18 protein-coding genes are annotated in these 23,232 nt (G+C 60.5%); 3 read left to right on the top strand and 15 right to left on the bottom strand.

The features are described 5' to 3' along the window. Positions 1–109 precede the first annotated feature (109 nt). Positions 110–1,363: an MFS transporter gene (locus C5748_RS01350; RefSeq protein WP_105740115.1), complete on the top strand. Its 1,254-nt coding sequence runs from the start codon at positions 110–112 to the stop codon at positions 1,361–1,363. Between the two features lie 117 nt (positions 1,364–1,480). Here the strand turns inward: C5748_RS01350 and C5748_RS01345 are convergent, their stop codons facing one another. After that, the gene (locus tag C5748_RS01345; RefSeq protein ID WP_425350185.1) at positions 1,481–2,443 is read right to left on the bottom strand and encodes a DMT family transporter; all 963 of its coding nucleotides are present in this window, start codon (positions 2,441–2,443) and stop codon (positions 1,481–1,483) included. A 265-nt stretch (positions 2,444–2,708) separates the two neighbouring features. Here C5748_RS01345 and pepN point away from each other — a divergent pair, with 265 nt between their 5' ends. Next, a complete protein-coding gene (pepN, locus tag C5748_RS01340; RefSeq protein WP_105740114.1) occupies positions 2,709–5,354 on the top strand; it encodes an aminopeptidase N in 2,646 nt (881 codons plus the stop codon). A gap of 436 nt (positions 5,355–5,790) precedes the next feature. Then, complete coding sequence (locus tag C5748_RS01330) at positions 5,791–8,133, top strand: PAS domain-containing sensor histidine kinase (protein ID WP_105740113.1); 2,343 nt, start codon at positions 5,791–5,793, stop codon at positions 8,131–8,133. 237 nt (positions 8,134–8,370) lie between these two features. Here C5748_RS01330 and C5748_RS28485 read toward each other — a convergent pair whose 3' ends face one another. From C5748_RS28485 to C5748_RS01260, 14 genes are all read right to left on the bottom strand, one after another. After that, positions 8,371–8,532: a hypothetical protein gene (locus C5748_RS28485; RefSeq protein ID WP_199194672.1), complete on the bottom strand. Its 162-nt coding sequence runs from the start codon at positions 8,530–8,532 to the stop codon at positions 8,371–8,373. 88 nt (positions 8,533–8,620) lie between these two features. Then, a complete protein-coding gene (locus C5748_RS01320) occupies positions 8,621–11,560 on the bottom strand; it encodes a bifunctional [glutamine synthetase] adenylyltransferase/[glutamine synthetase]-adenylyl-L-tyrosine phosphorylase (protein WP_105740298.1) in 2,940 nt (979 codons plus the stop codon). A 196-nt stretch (positions 11,561–11,756) separates the two neighbouring features. Beyond that, on the bottom strand, positions 11,757–13,163 hold the full coding sequence (locus C5748_RS01315; protein ID WP_199194682.1) for a sensor histidine kinase: 1,407 nt from the start codon (positions 13,161–13,163) through the stop codon (positions 11,757–11,759). Continuing rightward, positions 13,160–13,873: a response regulator transcription factor gene (locus C5748_RS01310; RefSeq protein WP_105740111.1), complete on the bottom strand. Its 714-nt coding sequence runs from the start codon at positions 13,871–13,873 to the stop codon at positions 13,160–13,162. The genes C5748_RS01315 and C5748_RS01310 overlap by 4 nt, the downstream gene beginning before the upstream one ends. A 190-nt stretch (positions 13,874–14,063) precedes the next feature. After that, positions 14,064–15,608, bottom strand: coding sequence for a Do family serine endopeptidase (locus tag C5748_RS01305; RefSeq protein WP_105740110.1), 1,545 nt, complete (start codon positions 15,606–15,608; stop codon positions 14,064–14,066). A 107-nt stretch (positions 15,609–15,715) separates the two neighbouring features. Continuing rightward, positions 15,716–16,195 carry a cytochrome c-type biogenesis protein gene (locus C5748_RS01300; protein ID WP_105740109.1) on the bottom strand — a complete coding sequence of 160 codons (480 nt, stop codon included), beginning with the start codon at positions 16,193–16,195 and terminating at the stop codon, positions 15,716–15,718. Then, complete coding sequence (locus C5748_RS01295; protein WP_105740108.1) at positions 16,195–18,186, bottom strand: heme lyase CcmF/NrfE family subunit; 1,992 nt, start codon at positions 18,184–18,186, stop codon at positions 16,195–16,197. The genes C5748_RS01300 and C5748_RS01295 overlap by 1 nt, the downstream gene beginning before the upstream one ends. Positions 18,187–18,217: 31 nt before the next feature. Next, entirely contained in the window at positions 18,218–18,652 is a 435-nt protein-coding gene (gene ccmE / locus C5748_RS01290; protein WP_105740107.1) for a cytochrome c maturation protein CcmE, read from the bottom strand. Continuing rightward, the gene (gene ccmI / locus C5748_RS01285) at positions 18,642–19,784 is read right to left on the bottom strand and encodes a c-type cytochrome biogenesis protein CcmI (RefSeq protein WP_105740297.1); all 1,143 of its coding nucleotides are present in this window, start codon (positions 19,782–19,784) and stop codon (positions 18,642–18,644) included. Before ccmI ends, ccmE begins: the two co-directional genes overlap by 11 nt. A gap of 123 nt (positions 19,785–19,907) precedes the next feature. Next, a complete protein-coding gene (locus tag C5748_RS01280) occupies positions 19,908–20,357 on the bottom strand; it encodes a hypothetical protein (RefSeq protein ID WP_105740296.1) in 450 nt (149 codons plus the stop codon). A gap of 127 nt (positions 20,358–20,484) precedes the next feature. Then, positions 20,485–21,816 carry an ATP-binding protein gene (locus C5748_RS01275; protein ID WP_105740295.1) on the bottom strand — a complete coding sequence of 444 codons (1,332 nt, stop codon included), beginning with the start codon at positions 21,814–21,816 and terminating at the stop codon, positions 20,485–20,487. A gap of 74 nt (positions 21,817–21,890) precedes the next feature. Then, positions 21,891–22,571 (bottom strand): response regulator transcription factor, encoded by a 681-nt coding sequence (locus tag C5748_RS01270; RefSeq protein WP_105740106.1) that lies wholly within the window; start codon positions 22,569–22,571, stop codon positions 21,891–21,893. Between the two features lie 44 nt (positions 22,572–22,615). Continuing rightward, positions 22,616–22,912: a hypothetical protein gene (locus C5748_RS01265; RefSeq protein ID WP_105740294.1), complete on the bottom strand. Its 297-nt coding sequence runs from the start codon at positions 22,910–22,912 to the stop codon at positions 22,616–22,618. Between the two features lie 102 nt (positions 22,913–23,014). After that, a complete protein-coding gene (locus tag C5748_RS01260; protein ID WP_105740105.1) occupies positions 23,015–23,221 on the bottom strand; it encodes a hypothetical protein in 207 nt (68 codons plus the stop codon). Between the last annotated feature and the right edge of the window lie 11 nt (positions 23,222–23,232).

The raw sequence follows: 23,232 nt of genomic DNA, 5'->3' as shown, positions 1-23,232 counted from the left end.
GTAAAACCGCCGAAAATGGTGCCGCAAACATCTCTGGCCGCGTCGCAATCTCTCGCTCGGCCGGTGATTTCGTCCTCTATCGTCCCTCCTCAATATTTAGAGGACTCCCATGGCTGGCTATCTCCTGTCGATCGCCGCGCTGCTGTTCAGCACGTTTCTCATGCTGGTGGCCGGCGGGCTTGCCGGCATTCTCATACCGCTGCGCGCCGGCCTCGAAGGCTGGACGCCGACGACCATCGGCTGGATCGGCACCACCTATGCGCTGGCCTTCACCGCAGGCTGCCTCATCATTCCCCGGCTGGTCCGGCGCGTCGGCCATGTCAGGGTCTTCTCGGTGCTCCTGACATTGCTCAGCATGTCGCTGCTGCTGCATTCACTGGTGACGCAGCCGGTCGCCTGGATGATGTTCCGTGCGATCGCCGGCTTTTCGCTCGCCGGCGGCTACATGATCGTCGAAAGCTGGCTGAACGAGCGCGTCACCAACGACACGCGCGGCATGGTGTTTTCGATCTATATGATCGTCTCGATGGTCGGGCTGCTCATCGGGCAATATATCCTGCCCTTCGGCAATCCGGCCACGCAGACCCTGTTCATCATATGCGCGCTCATCTATGCGAGCGCGCTCATCCCGACCGCACTTTCCAACGCGCAGTCGCCCAAGCCGCTGACTCAGGTTTCGCTCGACCTCAAGGGGCTTTACCGCCGTTCGCCGGCCGCCGTGGTCGGTTCGCTGATCGCCGGGATCATCGCGGGTTCGTGGAATTTCCTCGCCGCCATCTATGGCGAACAGATCGGGCTTTCCACGCTCGGCATCGCGACGATGCTCGCCGCCGCCATGATCGGCGGCGCGATATTCCAGTATCCGCTCGGCCGTGCCTCGGATCTCGTCGACCGGCGCTATGTGATGGTGGTGGCGGGCATCATCGGCCTTGTGCTGTCGCTGGCGATGGTCGTGATATATCCGGGGCCGGGATGGACGATCTACCTCCTCATGTTCCTGTTCGGATCGGTCCTCTACCCGATCTACAGCCTGAACGTCGCCCATGCCAATGATTCGGCCGATGCGAGCGAATTCGTGGAAGTATCGAGTGGTCTCCTGATCGTTTACGGCATCGGCAGCATGACGGGACCGCAGGTCGCCGGACGGTTGATGGACGCCGTCGGCCCTTCGGGCCTCTTCATCACCATGGCGGTCTGCTATATCGCCTATGGTGCACACGCCTTGTGGCGCATCCAGCGGCGCAGCATCTCGATCGTGGTTGACCAGAAGACGGAATTCCAGTTCCACAGCCCGGAAAAGCAGCACACGCCGGAAACGCTGCAGTTCGATCCGCGCAGCGACACAACGCCGGCTCAGGATTGATTATTCAACCGGATGGGCGGGGCGCTTCATCATACCCCCCCTCTGCCCTCCTGAGCTTGTCGAAGGGCGGGCAGAGGGGGGTATCACCGCGCCAGCTTTTCTAAACCGCTCCCAAGACTAATCCCTCAGCGCCAGGGCTCGGCGGTTGCGCTCGGCGACGACAAGCCGATGTTCGCGGTAGATGATGAAAATGCCGGCGCCGATGACGACGGTGCCGCCGATGATCATCTGCATTGTCGGAACATCGCCGAAGACGAGATAACCAATGGCGAGGCCGAGCAGCATCGAGGTATATTCGAAAGGCGCGATGGTCGACATCTCCGCATAGCGGTAGCACTGCGTCAGGAATATCTGCGCTATGCCGCCGGCGAACCCCGCCCCGATCAGCATCAGGGCCTGCGCCGGCGTCGGCATCACCCAGCCGAAAGGCAGGGTCAAAAGCCCTATGATGGTCGACGTGAGCGAGAAATAGATGACAATGGTGGGGGTGCGCTCCGTCTGGACGAGACGGCGGACGAGAAGCATGGCAATAGCGCTCAGAACAGCGCCGGTCAGCGCCGACAGGGCTCCCAGCGTCTCATCCATGCCAAGCTGGCCGCTGGAAAAAACGCTCAGCCGCGGCCACAGGATGACCATCACGCCGACCAGTCCGATCACCACCGCGCTCCACCTGTAGATGCGCACCGTTTCGTGCAGCAGGATGGCGCTGAACACCACGACGAAGAGCGGCGAGGCATAGTTGATGGCGATTGCCTCGGGCAGCGGAAGCCTGGTCAGCGCAAAAAAGCTGAAGCTCATGGCGGAGACGCCGATCAGCCCGCGCCAGACATGACTCAATCGCTCCTTGGTGTGGAACACGCCCGAGAGCTGATGCGTGAAGGTGAGATAAATGATGACGGGGAAAATCGCGAAGAACGAGCGGAAGAAGATGAGCTGGCCGAGAGGGATGCCTTCAGAAGCCTTAAGCAGGCTGGACATGGCCACGAAGACGCAGACGGATGCAACCTTGAAACCGATACCCATCATGACTTTGGGTTCGGCACGGATTTCGGAAGGCTCCGGACGCGAGGGAGCGTTCAAGGCAATTGTCCCCAGGATTTAACTTTATTCGCAAGCCTTGGGAAAACCGCTTCGCAGTTTTCCCAAGGCTTGCTTTACGACGCGCCGCGCCTTCCCCTCGGGCGCGACTACCTTTCCATATGCCTCATTTGACTGGAATGCCAGAGCATGAATGCGATTTTCATCCAGCGCATCGACTGGGAAAGTCGCTGGGCGTTGTTGTGCGGTCCGGCAAAGAGCGATAGGAAAATGGAGGAATGCCGCTCACTCAGGAACCAATCGACACATGCGCACGGATACTGGCCAGCTTTTCCGCCTCGAGGATTATCGTCCGACGGACTATTTGATCCCGCAGATCTCGCTGGTCTTCGATCTCCATCCTGAAAGAACGATCGTGCGCGCGATCCTGTCGATCGAGCGCCGGGAGGGCGTGGAAGCCTCTGCGCCGCTGGTTCTCGATGGCGACGACCTGAATCTGGTCGCGCTCACCGTCAACGGCGCAGCCCTCGGCGACAATGGCTATCAGGCGACGCCGGAACGGCTGGAAATCACGCAACTGCCCGAGCAGGATCGTTTCACCGTCGAGATCGTCACCGAGATCAATCCGACGACCAACCGGCAGCTCATGGGGCTCTACCGTTCCAGCGGCGTCTATTGCACGCAATGCGAGGCGGAAGGGTTTCGCCGCATTACCTATTTCCTCGACCGTCCGGATATTCTTTCGATTTATACGGTGCGCATCGAGGCCTCGGAAGCCGAAGCGCCGGTCCTGCTTTCCAACGGCAACCGGCAAGAAACGGGCGATCTCGCTGACGGCAGGCATTTTGCCGTCTGGCACGATCCGCATCCCAAGCCTTCCTATCTCTTCGCGCTCGTCGCCGGCTCGCTCGGGCATATCAGCGACAGCTTCACCACCCGGTCAGGCCGCAAGGTCGATCTCGCCATCTATGTCGAACATGGCAAGGAACCGCGCGCGCTCTATGCCATGGACGCGCTCAAGCGCTCGATGAAATGGGACGAAGAGGTCTTCGGGCGCGAATATGATCTCGAAATGTTCAATGTCGTCGCCGTCTCGGATTTCAACATGGGCGCGATGGAGAACAAGGGGCTCAACGTCTTCAACGACAAATATGTGCTGGCTGATGCCGAGACGGCGACGGATGCGGATTATGCGGGCATCGAGGCGGTCATCGCGCATGAATATTTCCACAATTGGACAGGAAACAGAATCACTTGCCGCGACTGGTTCCAGCTCTGCCTGAAGGAAGGGCTGACCGTCTTCCGCGATCATGAATTCTCTGCGGATCAGCGTTCGCGCGCGGTCAAGCGCATCGCCGAGGTGAAGACGCTCAGGGCGCACCAGTTCCCCGAGGATGCCGGGCCGCTCGCCCATCCGGTGCGCCCGCGCCGATATCGCGAGATCAACAATTTCTATACGGCGACGGTCTATGAGAAGGGTTCGGAGGTCGTGCGCATGATCCGCACCATTCTCGGGCCTGAGCTGTTTCGCAAAGGGATGGACCTCTATTTCGAGCGCCATGACGGCGAAGCGGCGACCATCGAGGATTTCGTCAGGGTTTTCGAGGATGCATCAGGACAGAATCTGAGCCAGTTCGCGCTGTGGTACGAGCAGGCCGGCACGCCGAACCTCTCGGTCAGCTATGATTACGATGCCGCGGAAAAGACCTTCGCCATCGAGCTCGAGCAATCATTGAAGGCGACGCCCGGCCAGAGCCGCAAGAAGCCGATGCACATCCCGATCAAATTCGGGCTCATCGGTTCTGATGGCAAGGAGATCGCGCCGGCATCGGCGACGGGTGCGGAAGTGGCCGCCGACGTCATCCATCTGCGCCAGCGCAAGGAGACGGTGCGCTTCACCGGCGTCACGGAGCGTCCGGTTCCCTCGCTCCTGCGCGGTTTCTCCGCACCGGTGACGCTGGCAAGCGAACTGCCGCGCGACGATCTGATGTTCCTGGCGCTCAACGACAGCGATCCGATCGGGCGCTGGCAGGCGCTGACCAAGCTTCTCACGGCCAAGCTCATCGCAGGCGTCAAACGGGTGCGCGGCGGCAAGGCGCCGGTCATCGATACCGATATTGTCGGCCTCGTCGGTGAGATCACGGCCGACGAAAGGCTCGATGCGGCCTTCCGTGCACTCTGCCTGACACTTCCCGGCGAAAGCGATATCGCCCGCGATATCGGCAACAATATCGATCCGGATGCCGTGCTGGCGAGCCGCGATGCGCTGATCAAGGCAATCGCCGGGGCTCATGCGAGGCCGTTCGCAGCGCTTTACGATGCGCTTGCAAATAACGGGACCTTTTCGCCCGATGCGGCAAGCGCTGGACGCCGGGCGTTGCGCAACAGTCTTCTCGACTATCTGAGCGTGGCGGAGGGAAGTCCCTCACGCGCTGAGGCGCAATACCGCGCCGCGGACAATATGACGGACCGGGCAGCGGCGCTCAGCGTGCTTGTCCACCGCTTCGGCGATAGCGAAAGTGCCGGTCAGGCGCTTGCAGCGTTCGAGGAGAGGTTCGGCGGCGATCCGCTGGTGATGGACAAATGGTTCATCGTTCAGGCAACCCGGCCCGGCGCTGCCACACTCGATACGGTGCAGGCGCTCATGCACCACAGGCTTTTCTCGCTCGACAATCCCAATCGCGCCCGCGCACTCATCGGCGCCTTCGCCACCGCCAACCAGACCGGCTTCAACCGGGCGGACGGCGCGGCCTACCGCTTCTTTGCCGATACGATCCTGAAGATCGATGTGGAAAATCCGCAGCTCGCGGCACGGCTTTTGACCGCGCTCCGGTCCTGGCGTTCGCTCGAGCCGGTGCGGCGCGACCATGCGCGCGCCGCCCTTGCCCAAATCGCGGGCACGGAGAAACTTTCCGCCGACGTCAAGGATATCGTCGAGCGGACGCTGGGGTAGAAATTCTGCAATTTCGGTGCTGTGGGTAATCCGGCCAGACGGCGAAGCTGGCGCTTCTTCACACCCCCCTCTGCCCTGCCGGGCATCTCCCCCTCAAGGGTGGAGATTGGCTGACATCAAGGACGGAACTTTATTCTGTGGCGTTGGCGATTGGCGAAAGCGGAACTCATAGCCTAATCTCCCCCTTGAGGGGGAGATGGCCGGCAGGCCAGAGGGGGGTATCACCGCGCCAGCGTTCCATTCGAACGTGAAGTTTGCACAAACCTTCGCGATTCGGCCCGAAAAGCCGAAACGCTGCGAATCACTTTTCTATTTTGATTAAATTTTAACGAAAAGACTGGACAGGCCGAATCACTTTTGATTCATTGGCCATGGTTCGGATGTGCGGCGTCCCGAATCAGTTTCATCGGAAGAGTTAATGCAGAGGGGCCACAGGATGGCAAATGCGGACGCGTATGACGCGCCGAAGGGGCGATATTACGCCTCAAAGAAGAGGAGGTCGAAGGTCGGGGTTTCCGGTCATGCCGGCCTGCTCGCCGGTCCCGCTTATCAAAAGCTGCTGACGCTCGAACCCTGGCTGCGCCGCTCCATCCCGACGCTGATCATCATTTTCCTGATCATTCTCGCCATCGCCCGCGTGCTGTCGCTCATGGCGTGGCGCGACGATATCGAGCGCAATACCCGTTCCGCGCTCGCCCTTTCCACGAGCCATATATCGGCGATGATCGACCGCATGGCCAATGCGCGTGACGATGGACAGAACGCCGACGGCCTCTCGTCGATGGAACTACAGAACCTGATCGTCGATTTTCGTTCCAGGGGCCTCATTTCCCCGGCAGTGCGGATCGCCGTGGCCGACAGCAATTCCGTCGTGATCACCGCATCCGGCATGGAGGAATTGCGCGGCAAGAATATCGAAAGCGCCGTCATGGACGGCCAGCCGCTGTTCCTTTTCGGCGAACGGGCCGGCGTCATGCAGATAAAACTGAATGGCGAGGATGCGCTGGCCTCGCTCAACCGCACCAGCAACGGCAATCTCGCCGTTTTCGCGGTGGAGCCGACAGAGACGGTCTATGCCGAATGGCGCAGGATCGTATCGCTCAACATCACGCTTTTCGCCGGCACGGCAGGCGTGATGATGGCGATCCTCTATGCCTATTTCAGCCAGGCGGCGCGTGCGCGGGATGCCGACCAGATATCCGACCAGATCCAGCGGCGCATCAACCTGGCGCTCGCCAGGGGGCGATGCGGCCTGTGGGACTGGGACATGGCGCGCGGCCGCATGTACTGGTCGCGCTCGATGTATGAGATGCTGGGCTATGAAGCGCATGACGCCATTCTATCCTTCGGCGACGTGGCGGCGATCATCAACCCCGAGGACGGCGATCTCTATGCGATCGCCACGCAAGCCGTGGCGGGCGATATAAGGCAGCTCGACAAGGTTTTCCGGATGCGCCACGCCGATGGCTATTGGGTATGGATGCGGGTGCGTGCCGAAATCGCCGAAGAAGGCGATCTGCATCTCGTGGGCATCGCCTTCGACGTCAGCGAACAGCACCGGTTCGCGCAACAGACAGCGGAAGCCGACATGCGCATCCGCGAAGCCATCGAGAATATTTCCGAAGCCTTCGTGCTTTGGGACGCCAATAACCGCCTGGTGATGTCCAACAGCAAATTCAACGAATATGCAGGGCTTCCCGCCGCCGCCCTCGTGCCGGGCGTGACTCGCAGCGAGATCCAGCCGCTGATCCGGTCTGTCTCGCTCGAAAGGCGGATGGCCAATGAAAACGACCGCAGCGGCGCGCAGACCTTCGAGCGCCAGCTTGCGGACGGGCGTTGGCTACAGGTCAACGAACGGCGCACGCAGGATGGCGGCCTCGTCTCCGTCGGCACCGACATCACCCAGCTCAAGCTGCATCAGGAGCGGCTGGTCGACAGCGAACGCCGCCTGATGGCGACGATCCACGATCTGAGCCTTGCCCGCAAAGGCGAAAAGGACCGGGTGCGCGAACTCTCCGAGCTCGCCAGCAAATATGCGGTGGAGAAGGAACGCGCCGAGGGCGCCAACCGGGCGAAATCCGAGTTCCTCGCCAACATGTCGCATGAGCTGCGCACGCCGCTCAACGCCATCATCGGATTCTCGGAAATGATGCAGCAAGCGACGTTCGGGCCGCTCGGTTCGGACCGCTATGAAGAATATGTGCGCGATATCCACACCAGCGGAGCCTATCTCCTCAACGTCATCAACGACATTCTCGACATGTCAAAGATCGAGGCGGGACATTTCTCGCTCGATTCGGAGCAAATCGATCTCTGTCCGCTGATCCGCGAAACCGTCCGGGTGATATCGCTGCAGGCGCAGGAGAAGAAGATCGAGGTTCAGACCAAGATCGCCGAGACGATGACGCTGAATGCCGACCGCCGGGCGATCAAGCAGGTGCTGATCAATCTTCTGTCCAATGCGGTGAAGTTCACCTCGGAAGGCGGCCGTATTTCGGTGCGGGCCCGCAAGACCTCCGGCGCGCTGATCCTGACGATCGAAGACACGGGCTGCGGCATTCCGAAAGCGGCGCTGAAAAAGCTCGGCCATCCCTTCGAGCAGGTCGAGAACCAGTTCACCAAATCCCATGCCGGCTCCGGCCTGGGACTGGCGATCTCTCGCTCGCTGGTGTCACTGCACGGTGGGGCGCTGAAAATCCGCTCAGCCGAGGGCGTTGGGACGATCGTCTCGGTCCGGATCCCGGTCAATCCGGTTAGAAGCGAGAGTGCGGCCGCGTAAAGTCAAACACCTAGATGTGAGCGGTTCCTGTTTTTGATGGAATCGCGAGACAACACCCCCCTCTGCCTTGCCAGGCATCTCCCCCTTAAGGGGGGGAGATGGGCTGACAGTCCTTTCCGCCTTCATTCTGTAACGTTTGCGATTGGTGCCACGCTCAATGAAGTCGTAATCTCCCCCCTTGAGGGGGAGATGGCTGGCAAGCCAGAGGGGGGGTGTTGTCCCACCAGCGCTTCCAGTTCAATCCGAATTGCTCTTGGCCACGCCCTCGGCCGGTACATCTTCCGGGGCCTGCAGATCGATATCGTCCTTATCGGCCCAGAAGTCCCGGAAGGCGTCGGCTGCGACGCTCGAATGATCCGAGAAGTGCGATTTGGCTTTAGTCACAGTGAAGGTTTTCATCGGCGACCCTCGAACTGAAGATGACCATATGGGCACATATGAATGCCATGCGCGCTCCTGTCAAACCTTATGGCAGAGGGGCCTCCACCTAAGCCTTCCGCATTGCCTGGCGCAGCAGTGCATCGAAGTGTTTGCGCACGGTCTTGGCAACCTGTTCCAGGTGGATTTCCACACGCTGGAGATCAGGCAGATCGGCGGCGCGGCACAGCAGGTCGGCGAATCCCGGTGGAAGATCGTCGCTTTCCACCTCGCCGGTCAGACAGAGCCGGATCGTCTGGCTGAGGCGGGTGTAGAGCCGGTGCGCATCGACCAGTTCGTCGCTGACCGAAGGTTCGGCGAAGGAATGCGAGAGATGAGCCAGAATATCCTCGGTCGCCGTCGAGCGGCGCTTGGTCTCCACATTGCCTGTCAACGCAGCGAACTGCGCCAGGAATTCCAGGTCGATGATGCCGCCCGGTTTGAGTTTCATATCCCAAAGATTGCGCGGCGGCTTTTCCTTTTCGATCAGCGCGCGCATCTCGACGACGTCCTTGGCCGTCTTCGCGGCATCGCGCGGCAGGGCCAGGATGGCATCGACCTCGGATGCGATATGCGCCAGAAGCGTCTCATCGCCCGCGACGGGCCGGGCGCGCGTCAGCGCCATGTGTTCCCAGGTCCAGGCATCTTTGCGCTGATATTTGCCGAAAGCGGCGATATGGGTTGCCACCGGTCCCTTGTTGCCTGACGGCCGCAGGCGAAGATCGACCTCATAGAGGACACCTTCCGCGGTCGGGGCCGAAAGGGCTGCGATCAACCTCTGCGTCATGCGGATATAATATTGCGATGGGGCGAGCTGCTTTTCGCCGTCGGATTCCTCCGCATCCTCGTCATGGTCATAGAGAAGGATCAGATCGATATCGGAGCCCGCCGTCAGCTCCCGGCTGCCGAGCTTGCCCATGCCGAGAATGCAGACCCTGCCGCCGGCGACGGTGCCATGGCGGCGGCCGAACTCCTCCAGAACGGCGGCGAGCGCCTTGCCGATCATCAGATCGGCGAGATCGGAAAACGCCCTGCCGGCGCGCTGTCCGTCTATGGCGCCTGACAGCAGGCGAATGCCGATGAGAAAACGATGTTCGGCTGCGAAAATGCGCAGGCGGTCGAGTATGTCCTCATAAAGCCTGCCATTGCCGAGAAAACTTTCCAGCCTTTCTTCGAGATAGGCCCTGGTCGGCATTTCGGCAAAGATCGCCGGATCGAGCAGACCGTCGAAGACATGCGGCTTACGGGTGATGATATCGGCCAGACGCGGCGCTGCGCTCATGATGAGCACCAGAAGGCCGAGCAAGGGCGGATTGGACTGAAGCAGGCTGAAGAGCTGAATGCCGGCCGGCAACCCCTTCAGCAACTCGTCGAAACGCAGAAGCGCCTCGTCCGCCCGCTTTGTCTCGCCGAACGCCTTCAGCAATGCCGGCGTCAGTTCGGTCAGGCGTCCGCGGGCTTCCGCCGACCGGGTCGCGCGATAGCGGCCGAAATGCCAGGTCCGGATGACACGGCAGATATCGCTGGGGCGCTGGAAGCCCAGCTTCGACAGGGTTTCAAGCGTGCCGGGGTCATCGACATCGCCGGTGAACACCAGATTGCCGGTCTCGGAGCCAAGCTCCGGCGCCTGCTCGAACAGCGCGGCATAATGGTTTTCGACGGTGGCGAGGGCGGCGAGGAAATCCTTCGAGAAATCTTCCGCCTTCGCATATCCCATCATGCGGGCGACGCGAAGAAAACCTTCGTCATCCTCGGGCAGGACATGCGTCTGCTCGTCGGCGATCATCTGGATGCGATGCTCGATATCGCGCAGGAAGGCATATCGCTGGCCAAGCGCATCGCGGGCATCGGGTGTTATCCAGGCACGCTCGGCAAGCCTGCCCAGCATGGCGACCGTCTGCGAGCCGCGCAATTCGGGAAAGCGGCCGCCCGCGATCAGTTGCTGCGTCTGGACGAAAAACTCGATCTCGCGGATGCCGCCACGGCCGAGCTTGACGTTGTGGCCGCGCACGGCGATGTCGCCAAGTCCCCTATGGGCATGGATCTGGCGCTTGATAGAATGTACGTCGGCAATCGCCGCATAATCGAGATATTTGCGCCAGACATAGGGGGCGAGTTCGGCCAGAACCTTTCGGCCGGCCTCGATGTCGCCCGCCACCGGACGCGCCTTGATCATCGCGGCGCGCTCCCAGTTCTGGCCGCGCCCCTCATAATAATTCAGCGCCGCCTCGACGGGAATGGCGAGCGGGGTCGATCCGGGATCCGGCCGCAGCCGCAGATCGACACGGAAGACGTAACCGTCCGCCGTGCGGTCCTGAAGGATGCGGACCAGACGCCGCGTGAGGCGCGAGAAGGTTTCGACGCAATCCAGCGGATCGCCGATGGCCTTGCTCGTCTCATCGATGAAGACGATCAGATCGATATCGGAGGAATAATTGAGTTCATGCGCACCGAGCTTGCCCATCCCCAGCACGATCCAGCCGCAGCCGGTTTCGGGCTTGGCGCGGTCGGGAAGCTTGATCTTGCCGCTCTCATCCGCATCGCGCAGCAGGAAGCACACCGCCGCCCTGATGCAGGCTTCGGCCATCCGCGTCAGCCAGCCGGTGGTTTGCGCGGTTTCGAACAGCCCGGCCAGATCGGCGAGCGCGATGAGCACATGGGCTTCCTGCTTCATCCGGCGCAACGCGGCCATGAGTGTGGTTTCGGTGACGCCGTCGCTTATCGAAGAAGCGGAAATTTCAGAGAAAACCTGTTCCAGCCGCGCTTCAAGAGGCGTTTCACACAGAGTCTCGATGATTCCCGGACGGCGCAACAGCACCTCGCGGAGGAAGGGCGACAGTTCGAGCACGGCACAGAGGAAGGCTGCCGACGGCTGATTATCGAGTTGCTTCGCGAGCTTCGGGCAATCGGCTTGCACAACGCTGTCGCGCAGATCGGCGAGAAGTTCAGCCGCCATGGCAGTATTGATAGGGATAAGCGGTTTCAGTTTTTGAGTGAAAAAAAGTTTCATATGCAGCCCCAAGACACCCCCCTCTGTCCTACCGGACATCTCCCCCACAAGGGGGGAGATTATGCCTTCATTGATGTTGGCATCAATCACAGACGTTGAAGGATAAGCAACACAAACATATCAGCCATCTCCCCCCTTGTGGGGGAGATGCCTGGCAAGGCAGAGGAGGTGGGATCATAAGGCACAACGTTTCCATCTACCCACCATTCTCCGGCACGGGGAACGCCAGAACCGCGCGAAGGCCTGGCTTGTTGTCCTCGAGCCTGAGACTGCCACCGTGCAATTTCATCACCGCTTTGGCAAGGCTGAGGCCGAGGCCCAGACCTGGCTGGGTGCGGCTTTCCTCAAGCCGGACGAAGCGCTCCGTCACCTGGCCATGCTGCTCCTCGGGAATGCCGGGACCATTGTCGGCGACAACGATCAGGATGTTCCTGTCTTGTCGCTCCATCGAGAGGATGACCGTCGCGCTGCTCCCCTCGCCTCCACCGGCATATTTGATGGCATTGTCGACAAGATTGGAAACGGTCTGACCGACCAGTTCACGGTTGATGCGCAAGGGTGTCTCATCAAGATCGCCCAGCGACAGCGAAACGCCGGCATCTTCGGCGACCGGCTCGTACAGGTCGGCGACATCGTGCAAGATCGGGGCGACGGGCATGATCTGCATGTTTTCGCTGGAATAGCCCGCCTCGAGCCGCGAGATCATCAATATCGCATTGAAAGTGCGGATAAGCTGGTCGGATTCGGCGATGATGCCTTCAAGCGCGTTGCGATAGTCCTTCGTCAGCCTGCCACCCGTCAGCGCCGCTTCGGCCCGGTTGCGCAGCCGCGTCAGCGGCGTCTTCAGATCATGCGCGATATTGTCGGAAACCTGCTTAAGGCCGTCATTGAGCTCGTGGATGCGGCCCAGCATGGCGTTGAGACTGCCGGAAAGGCGGTCGAATTCATCACCCGATCCGCTGATCGGCAGGCGCCCTGTGAGATCGCCACCCATGATGCGTTGGGAAGCGGAGGAGAGCTGATCGATGCGGAGCAGCGCACGGCGGCCGACGAAATACCAGATGAGGAACGCACCGATACCCATGATGCCGAGCGCCAGAACGAGCGCGCGGCGGACGATATCGCGGAAGCGCTCGGGCTCGCCAAGGTCGCGGCCGACGAGGACACGCATGCCGTTGGGAAGCGCTATGACGACGGCAATGGCCTTGTGAATTTCGCTGGTGTTCTGCTCTCCATAGCGCTGATAGGTGAACGAGCGTTCGACCATGCCATCGCTATCGAGAACGCCAGGCTGCAGGCTTTCGACGTTACCAGCCAGGATGCGTCCTGCGGGATCGGCGACCAGATAGAGATAGGCGCCCGGCTGGCGGGAGCGTCTGTCGATGATGCGCACCAGCAGCGGAATGCCGCCACGGCTATAGCTCGCGCCTATGCTGGCGACTTCCTCGTTCAGGGATTGCTGGGTCTGGCTGGTCAGGAGCGAAACCGACAGGTTCGTCATGTAGAAGACGAGCGCAACGGCGCCAAGCATGAAAAGCAGGAGATAGAGCGCGGACAGCCGCGCCGCCGTCGTGCGCATCAAGGCAGCGAAACGGCTCATCAGAGGCCTCCGGCGGACTGGCCTTCCGAGGGACCGGGCCTTGCTACCTTCAACACATAGCCGGCACCGCGCACCGTGTGCAGGAGCGGCGTCTTGAAGCCCTTCTCGATCTTGCCGCGCAGCCGAGAAATATGAACATCGATGACATTGGTCTGGGGATCGAAATGATAATCCCAGACATTTTCAAGAAGCATGGTGCGCGTCACCACCTGCCCTGCATGGCGCATGAGATATTCGAGCAGGCGGAATTCGCGCGGCTGCAAAACGATATCCGTGCCGCCACGCCGCGCCGTATGCGCCAGACGATCAAGCTCCAGATCGCCGACTCGGTAGATCGTATCGGCTTCGCGCGGGCTTGAGCGTCGCCTGAGGACCTCGACACGTGCCAGAAGTTCCGAAAATGCGTAAGGTTTCGTCAAATAGTCGTCGCCACCGGCGCGAAGGCCCGTCACGCGGTCGTCGACCTGCCCCAACGCCGAGAGGATCAACGCCGGCGTCTCGATGCCCTTGGCGCGCAAACCGGCGATGACGGCGAGGCCGTCGCGCCGCGGCAGCATGCGGTCGATGATCAGCACATCGTAATTGCCGCTCTCGGCCAAGGCATAGCCGGTTTCGCCGTCGCCGGCGATATCGGCCGCATGGCCGGCTTCGGCAAAGGCCTTCTCCAGATATCTGGCAGCCTCGCGGTCATCTTCTATGACAAGAATCTTCATGGCACGACCATAGATGGAAAGTTGCGTTCAGAGTGAGATGAAGCAAGGTTAAAAAAAACAGGCAGCGGACCGATTGCGATCCGCTGCCCTGCGCTTCCGATACGCTGCCCAAAACGGCACAAGTTGATGTTCAACCCCGGATGCCGGAAACGGAAGACTGGATACAGGTCTCCGGCATCCGTGTGCCGTATCAGCCCCTGGCGATCGGAAGTGCGACGAAGCGGCTCTGGTCGTTGCTCTGCAGTTGCAGAAGCACGGCCCGACGACCGGCTTTATCGGCATCCGAAATCGCAGCGTTGATGTCGCTGACGCTCTTCACCGGCTTATTGTTGACGGAGACAATGATATCGCCGGAGCGAATGCCCTTGTCTGCCGCATCGCTGTCCGAATTGACATCTGTGATCACGACACCCTTGCCGTCTTCCGAGGGCACGACGGTGAGGCCGTAGGAACCCAGCGTTTCAGGCGTGCCGGGCTGGGACGGCTTTTCCGTGCTCGCCTGCTGCTGCTGTTCCTTAGGCATGGCATCGATCGAGATATCGATGTTCTTGGCCGCGTTCTTGCGCCAGACCGTCACATCCGCCTTCTCTCCGGGCGCGATAGCCGCAATCTTGCGGGCGAGATCGCGCGGGTCTTCAACCGTTTCGCCATTGACTGCGGTGATGACGTCGCCCGCCTGGACGCCGGCCTTCGCAGCCGGTCCGCCATCCTGCGGTGCAGCGACGATCGCGCCCTTGCTTTCGGAAAGGCCGAGCGATTCGGCGATTTCCTTGGTCACCGGCTGAATCTGCACACCGATCCAGCCACGCTGAACGGAGCCGGTCTTGATGATCTGGTCAACGACCTCTTTCGCCGTCGAAGCTGGAATGGCAAAGGCGATACCGACATTGCCGCCGGAAGGCGAGAAGATGGCGGTGTTGATGCCGATCACTTCACCATTGAGATTGAAATCGGGGCCGCCGGAATTGCCGCGATTGACTGCCGCATCGATCTGGATGAAATCATCATAGGGGCCTGCACCGATGTCGCGGCCGCGAGCGGAAACAATGCCCGCCGTCACCGTTCCGCCAAGGCCGAACGGATTGCCCACAGCAACCACCCAGTCGCCGACGCGAGCCTTGTTGTCATCGGCAAAGGCAACATAGGTGAACTTGCGCTTGGCATCATCGACCTTGAGGACGGCGAGATCGGTGCGCGGATCGGTTCCGATCAGCTTGGCATCGAGTTCCGTTCCGTCATCGAGAACGACCGAATAGGCATCGCCATCGGCCACCACATGATTGTTGGTGACGAGATAGCCATCATCGGAGATGAAGAAGCCGGAGCCCTGCGATACCGGACGGATGCGGCCCGGACGGTTTTCGCTGCGCTTCTTCTTGCCGCCCGGACGACCCCATGGGCCATCGCCGCCGCCACCGAATTCACGGAAGAAACGCTTCAGCGGGTGGCCGTCGGGAAGCTGGTCGAAGCCTGGACCCGAAAAGAGGTTCTGCCCCTGATCGGACGCCGTCTGTACATCGCTCTTGACGCGAACGCTGACGACGGCGGGGCTGACCTTTGCCACCACATCGGCAAAGCCCGGCTGCGCGGGAGCATCGACCCTAACGGGGTCTGCCTGCGCGGATACGACAGCGCTGAGCGGCCCCGTCGCCAGAACCGCGCCGGCGAGTGCGGAGGACATCGCTACTGCGACAAGGGTCTTGCGGTATACGGATGGGAACTTTTCTTTCGGCATCGGAATCTCCTTAGGGGCATTATCAGACAGAAACGACCGTTGAGCACTAGACATACTGCCATCAACCTTACCGGTTAATTTCCGCAACATGAAAGTTTCGTAAGGTTTCAGTCTTGTTGCTTGCCTTTATCATCCATGATCTCTGCCAGTTTCCGGCGTTCTTCATGGGAAAGCGGAGGGATTTGCGCCGCTGGCTTGCGGCGCGCCGAGAAAAGAAGAAACCCGCCGCCGATCAGCAGAACCACGATCGGAAAGCTCCATAGAAGAATGGTCTTGGCTTCGATTCGCGGTTTCAGGAGAACGAATTCACCATAGCGCGCCACGACGAAATCGAGCACCTGGCGGTCGCTATCGCCAGCCTGCAGCCTCTCGCGCACGAGAACCCGCAAATCCTTGGCAAGCTCGGCATTGGAATCGTCGATGGACTGGTTCTGGCACACCATGCAGCGCAGTTCCGCCGAAAGCGTGCGGGCGCGCTGTTCCAGCACGGGATCGGAGAGGATTTCATCAGGCGTCACCGCGTGCGCGGTTCCTGCCGCCACAATCAGCGCCGCGGCCATGAACAGCGATTTCACAGCCAATCGCATCAGGCCGACGCCTCCGCCTGGCGGGCACGCGGCGTTTTTACCTTGGCGGGGGCGCCGATGCGCAGGCGGCGATCGAGCAGCGAAATGAATCCGCCAGCCATCATCGCAAGCGCGCCGAGCCAGATCAGCGTGACGAACGGCTTCCACCAGATGCGCACGACGATGCCGCCATCGGCCAGGTCATCGCCGAGGGATACATAGAATTGATTGACGCCGTGCGTGACAATACCCGCCTCGGTGGTCGGCATGCGGCGCGCGGGGTAAAAGCGCTTGGCCGCGATGATCGTATCGACTGGCCTGGCGGCGCTGTCCAGAAGCACGAACCGGCCTTCATTGTCGGTGTAATTCGGCCCGGTCGCCGGTGTGAGTCCGTCATAGCGCAACTGGTAGCCGGCAACGGGAACCACATCGCCCGGCTTCATGCCGAGCACCTGTTCCGTACCGAATGTGCTGACGCTGACGATGCCGAGCAAGGTGACGCCAAGCCCGAAATGGGCGAGCGCGGTGCCGAAAACCGAACGCGGCAAGCCCATGAGGCGTGCAAGCGCGGTTGCGGCGGAAACCTTGCCGATACCGGCCTTGAGCGCCAGATCGGTCAGGCTTCCCGCCATGACCCAGACCGCAAGACCGATGCCGAAGGCGGCGAGCACCTCGCCGGCAGAGGTGCGATAAAGGATGAACGCGACAGCAAGCAGCGCCAGCGCAAAGGCCGTCATCAGCCTTTGCGCCACGCCAAGGAGATCGCCCCGCTTCCAGGCCAGAAGCGGACCGAACGGCACGGCCGCCAGGAGCGGGATCATCAGCGGGCCGAACGTCATGTTGAAGAAGGGCGCGCCGACGGAAATCTTGTCGCCCGTCAACGCTTCGAGGAGCAGCGGGTAGAGCGTGCCGACCAGCACGGTCGCAGTCGCCGTGGTCAGGAACAGATTGTTGAAGACCAGCGCGCCTTCGCGCGAAATCGGCTGGAACAGCCCACCGCTGGAAAGGCTTTGCGCCCGAAAAGCGAAGAGAGCGAGAGAGCCGCCGATGAAGAGGGTGAGGATGCCTAAAATGAACAGGCCCCGCCCCGGATCGGTAGCGAAGGTGTGGACCGATGTGAGCACGCCCGAGCGCACGAGGAAGGTGCCGAGCAGCGACAGCGAGAAGGTGAGAAGCGCCAGCAGCACCGTCCAGATCTTGAGCGCCGACCGCTTTTCCATGACGAGGGCAGAGTGCAGAAGCGCCGTTCCGGCGAGCCATGGCATGAAGGAGGCGTTTTCCACCGGATCCCAGAACCACCAGCCGCCCCAGCCGAGCTCGTAATAGGCCCAATAGGAGCCCATGGCGATACCGCCGGTGAGGAACATCCAGGCGGTCAACGTCCAGGGCCGCACCCAGCGCGCCCATGCCGCATCGATCCGGCCTTCGATAAGGGCGGCGACGGCAAAGGAAAAGCACACGGAAAAGCCGACATATCCGAGATAAAGCAGCGGCGGATGAATGGCGAGACCGATATCCTGAAGGATGGGATTGAGATCCTGTCCCTCCATCGGTGCAGGCGAAACGCGTGCGAACGGATTGGAGGTGGCGACGATGAACAGGAGAAAGGCGGTGGCGATCCAGCCATGGACGGCCAGGACGTTGGCTTTCAAAACGGGGGGGAGATTGTCGCCGAAAAAGGCAACGAGAGCGCCGAAGAAGCTGAGGATCAGCACCCACAGCAGCATGGAGCCCTCGTGGTTGCCCCACACACCGGTGACCTTATAGAGGAGCGGTTTTTGCGAATGCGAATTCTCGACCACGTTGAGAACCGAAAAATCGGAGACCACATAGGCATGGACCAGTAGCGCGAAGGATAATGCGATCAGCGCAAAGACCGCAAAGGCGGTTGGCACCGCGACATCCATCATCGGGGCATTACGCCACCGGGCACCGGCGACGGGGAGGATTGACTGGACAAGGGAAAGCGCCAGCGCCAGCACCAGTGCGAACTGCCCGATCTCTACCGTCATCTGCGATCCCACATCCCTGTCAAGCGCCCTATCAATTCCCTTGCCATACGCCCTTTGCCTTCAGGCTGTCGGCAACGTCCTTCGGCATGTATGTTTCGTCGTGTTTGGCAAGAACACTGTCTGCAACAAACGTTCCGTCCGGGCCGAAACGCCCCTCGGTGACGACGCCCTGCTCTTCACGGAACAGGTCGGGCAAAATACCAGTATAGACCACTTTTACGCTCTTGATCGTGTCGGTAACGGAGAATTGCACCTCAGTACCAGCACCGCGCACAACCGTTCCCTGTTGCACCAGACCACCCAAACGGAACCGCGCGCCGGACGTCATGTCCTCGGCGGTCAGGTCTGCGGGAGTGCGAAAATAGCGTATATCCTGACCGAACGCGATCAGCACCAGCGCCATTGCGAGCGCCAGTGTGCCGAGCGCGCCGATGATCACAGCAAGGCGTTTCTGTTTACGGCTCAAGGGGCTTTGCCTCCGTAAGTTCCAACCCAAGCCCCTTGGCGAAAGCCACGAGATCGCCGCGTTTTTCCTCCGCCACCGCATCGTTGCCGCGCTTGAGAGCCGCAAGCGCATCGTCGCGCCGGTTCAATATCAGATATGACCTGACGAGCCGCTTCCAACCCTCGATATCATCCGGGTTCTGCTTCAGCCGTTCATCGAGACTTGCAACCATCGAATTGATCATCGCATCGCGATCTTCCGCGCTCATCTTCGCGACGGCATCGACATCTCCTTGATCAGGCCCGTTCGACGCGACGGCAGCGTTGCGGTTCCTGATCTCAGCGATTGCGGTCTCAAGCCGGTTGCGCCAGGGTGCTTCGGCGGGCGCGCCGTCGAGGAAGCTTTGCAGCAGGCCCGCCGCCTCATCATTCTTACCTTCCTGCATCAACGCTCGGGCAATCATGAAACGAGGCCGAATATCCCTGGGATCCAAGGCCGCGGCGCGCTCGAACATGGCCTGCGCATCCCGGGTAATCGTTCCGCCGGCGACGGTTGCCAACGCCTCTCCAAGGCCGAGTGCGCGTTCGGCCGTTTCACCTTGCAGGCGTATCGCGTTCCTGTAGGCATTGACCGCATCTTCCGGCCGCCCCAGGCGCAGATAGACCGGCGCGAGCACATCCCAACCCTGCCCGTCGTCCGGATTTTGCGCCAGATGTGCTTCCGCCCTGGCAATCAGTTCGCCAACCGATCCGTCCGCCGGGTTCCTGGTCATGCGCTCGGCCAGGGGTTGCGCCGGCATATCGGGAGAACCGGTCATCGCATAAAGGCTCCACGAAATCAGCGGAACCGAGAGAACCGCCAAAAGAACGATCCAGCGCGCGCCTTTTACACTGCGGAGTTTCAGGCCGCTTAGTTCCGCATCGCGCTCCGCCTTCAGCATACGGCGGGCAATTTCCGCGCGCGCCTGTTCGGCGCTTTGCGGGTCGATCAACCCACGGCCGGCATCGGCTTCGACCTCGCGCATCTGATCACGATAAACTTCAATGTCATAGCGGCCGTCCGCAGCGTCAGCCGCCCTCCGCCGCGTCAATGGCAGGAGAACCGCAAGTGTCGCAGCGAACGTCAGAAGGACAGCGATCAGCCAGAATTCCATGCGCGAAGACATAATCGCCCGGCATCCTGAATCCAACCGGAACCTTCATCCATTGGGGCAGATAGGGCAATTCGCCGCAAAGCCGGAGACTGACAGATTCCGACGAACTGGGCCGTCTTGCGTTCAGGTCAGTGGTGTCCAGCTTCCATCAGGGTTGCGGCAAGCGGTTCCGCGTGTCGTCTGTGGCGCGCCATCAATGGTAAAGCTGTGCGTATATTGGCGGCAGTTCTGCGAACCCACCTGATAAGGCTGAGCCGCAACAACTTCCCCCGATTCCCGGCCTGAAGCGCCTTTCCAGTTCGTCACCTGGCCGACCGGCGCATATTCCAGCGCTCTATATTCAGCTTCGAGCGCCTTTTTGCGATCCGCCGGATCAAGACGGCTGGCGGCCGGGCCGAGGAGACCGTTACCCAACGAACCCAATATGCCCGTGCCGACATTGCCGCTCGACGGCGCCGCGATCGGAGCGCCCGTGTTCGGGCTCACGACAGGCCTTTGGCCGGTAATCGTGCTGCATGCGGACAGGCTGAACAGGGCAATGGATAGCGCGATCGGTGCAATAACAAGCTTCATGGATATCTCAATTTCATTTTTGGTATGAATAATCGAATGCTTGTCGGAGCTTATGTCAAGCGTTCTAATGATATGCGCTCCTGAGACAATGATCAATTTCAACCGGGGATCAATTTCAACCGGAGGATCAATTTTCAACAAGGGGTAGAACGATCCGCGCCCCAAGGCCACCCAACGAAGATTTTTCCAGCTTCAAGGTACCCCCATATTCACGCACCGTATCCTGCACGATGGAAAGACCAAGACCTGTTCCCGGCTTGGTCTCGTCGAGACGATGGCCGCGCATGAGGGCATCCTTGATCTTTTCCTGCGCGAGGCCGGGGCCGTTATCCTCGATGAGAACCTCAAAGCCTGCATGTGGCAGCATATCGGCCTTTGCCTCGAAAACTGCCGGCGAAAGGCTCACTTTTATCATTGAACGCCCCCATTTCCCGGCATTCTCCATCAGATTGCCGATGATCTCCTCGAAATCTTCGCGTTCGCCGGCAAAGATGGCGTTGGGAAGATTGTTGTCGAAGGTAATCTTGTGGGCGGGATTGAGTTTGGCGGTCACGCGGATCATCCGCTCCAGAACCGGCACGACGGGCGTGCGAAAGACGACGCTGTCGCGCTGGGCGGCAATGCGCGCGCGCTGCAGATAATGCTGAACCTGAACCTGCATCGCCTGGCTCTGCTCGACCACCACCCTGCCCTTTTTGCCGCCGATGCTGCGGCCTTCATTGACCAGAACGGAAAGCGGTGTCTTCAGGGAATGGGCAAGATTGCCGACCTGGGTGCGCGAGCGTTCGACGATGCGGCGATTGTTTTCGATGAGCGCGTTCATTTCCTGCGCCAGCGGTGCGATTTCCAACGGCAATGTACCGTCAACGCGCGTCGAACGGCCTTCGCGGATGTCCGCCAGCGAACCGCGCACCTTGTCGAGGGGACGTAGTCCGAACAGGATGATGGCTGCATTGATGAGAATGCTGCCCAGGCCGAAAATTCCGAGATAGGTGTAGAGCGTATTGCGGAAATCGCGGATTTCCTTCTTCACCTCGCTGAGATTGCCCATGACCCGGAAGCGCGCCACGCGGTTCGCCGCGTCGAGAACCACTTCCGTTTCGACGACGGAAAGTTCTTCGTTCTTGAGGCCCTTCTCCGTATAGGTTCTTGTGAAGGATTGGTCGAACGGGACTTTGGCAAGCGGCATCTGCGGTATGACGTGATCCGCCAGAGAGGGCGATTCGAGCCTCCCCTTCAAATTATCGGAAACCGGCTCCACCGACCAATACCAGCCGGAAAGCGGGCTGGAATAGCGAATTTCGCCAAGTTCCGGCCGTCCCTGCAACTCGCCGTCGGGAGAAACGCTAACGGCTCCGACAAGGCTGAAGAGGTGTGCTGAAAGAAGCCGCTGGAAGCTGCGTTCGCTTGCCTCGCGATAAAGGGTGGAAATAACGGTGGCGACGACCACAAGCGCTATGATGACCCAGATCGTCGACAAGGTGACGACACGAAGCGCCAGTGAACGCAGGGTCGGGATAAAGCGAAGTGCCGTCAGCTTTCAGCTTCCTTCGCTTGGTCCGCCTTGATGCGATAACCCATGCCGCGCACGGTTTCTATCAAATCCAGGCCCATCTTCTTGCGAAGGCGCCCGACGAAGACCTCGATCGTATTCGAATCGCGATCGAAATCCTGATCATAGAGATGCTCGACCAGTTCGCTGCGCGATACGACCTGGTCCATATGATGCATGAGATAGGAAAGCAGGCGGAATTCGTGCGATGTGAGCTTCAAGGTGACGCCATCGACACTGGCCTTGGAGGATTTCGTGTCGAGGCGCAGCGGCCCACAGGTCAGTTCCGAGGAGGCGTGCCCCGCCGCGCGGCGGATCAGCGCCCGCAGCCTTGCCAGCACCTCCTCGATATGGAAAGGCTTGGCCACGTAATCGTCGGCGCCTGCATCGATGCCTGCGACCTTGTCGCTCCAGCGGTCGCGCGCGGTGAGCATCAGGACAGGCATGGTGCGCCCATCGCGCCGCCAACGCTCCAGAATGCTGATACCGTCCATTTGCGGCAAACCGATATCGAGAATGATGGCATCATAGGGCTCGGTGTCGCCGAGATGGTGGCCCTCCTCACCATCAAAGGCGCGGTCCACCACATAACCCGCTTCAACCAGGGCCTCGAAGATCTGCCTGTTGAGATCCTTGTCGTCCTCAACGATGAGGATGCGCATGTCGCCGTTCCCTCTCCACTACAGATACAGAATTTCGGAGCCGGTCAGTTGGCGGGGACCGCAACCTCGACACGGCGTGGACGTTCTCCATCGCGGCCGGGAACCAGCACGACGACGACACAAACATCCTGGCCGTTCTGCACAGCCGGCGTCGCCTTGGTCAGGGTCCCGCCCTGTGAAGAGGCCACCTGCTGCCCGATCGCGACGCAATCACCAGCCACGCGCGTCAGAAGCGTTGCCTTTTGGGGAGCGATCTGCGGCAAGCTGCCCGCATGCGCAGTGGATGCGACGGCAAGCACTGCCAGAGCGGCGATAATCTTGGGAACAGAAAAATATTTCATCATGGCGCCTTCTATAGCGCTTTTTAGCTGAACAATGAATGAACGGTAAAGGCCCCGACGGCCATTGCCGAGGCCTTTTACCGCATATCATTAAACAGTTGCTTACGAAATCCTGGAATCCGCGTTGAAACGCCCGACGATGGCAACCAGTCCCGCCAGGGCTGTGGCAAACTGCATGAGAATATCGACGAGCGATTGCTGGTCGATCGTGTCAGTGGAAAGGCCGAGCAATCCTGCGATCGAGATCGCAAACGTCACTGCGGACGCCCATATGGTTTTGGACAGAAACCAAGGTTTGACGGAGTTCATTCAAGTTCACC

It is taken from the genome of Phyllobacterium phragmitis, assembly GCF_002980495.1.
GTDB lineage: Bacteria > Pseudomonadota > Alphaproteobacteria > Rhizobiales > Rhizobiaceae > Paramesorhizobium > Paramesorhizobium phragmitis.
This window is presented reverse-complemented; position numbering and strand designations above follow the sequence as displayed.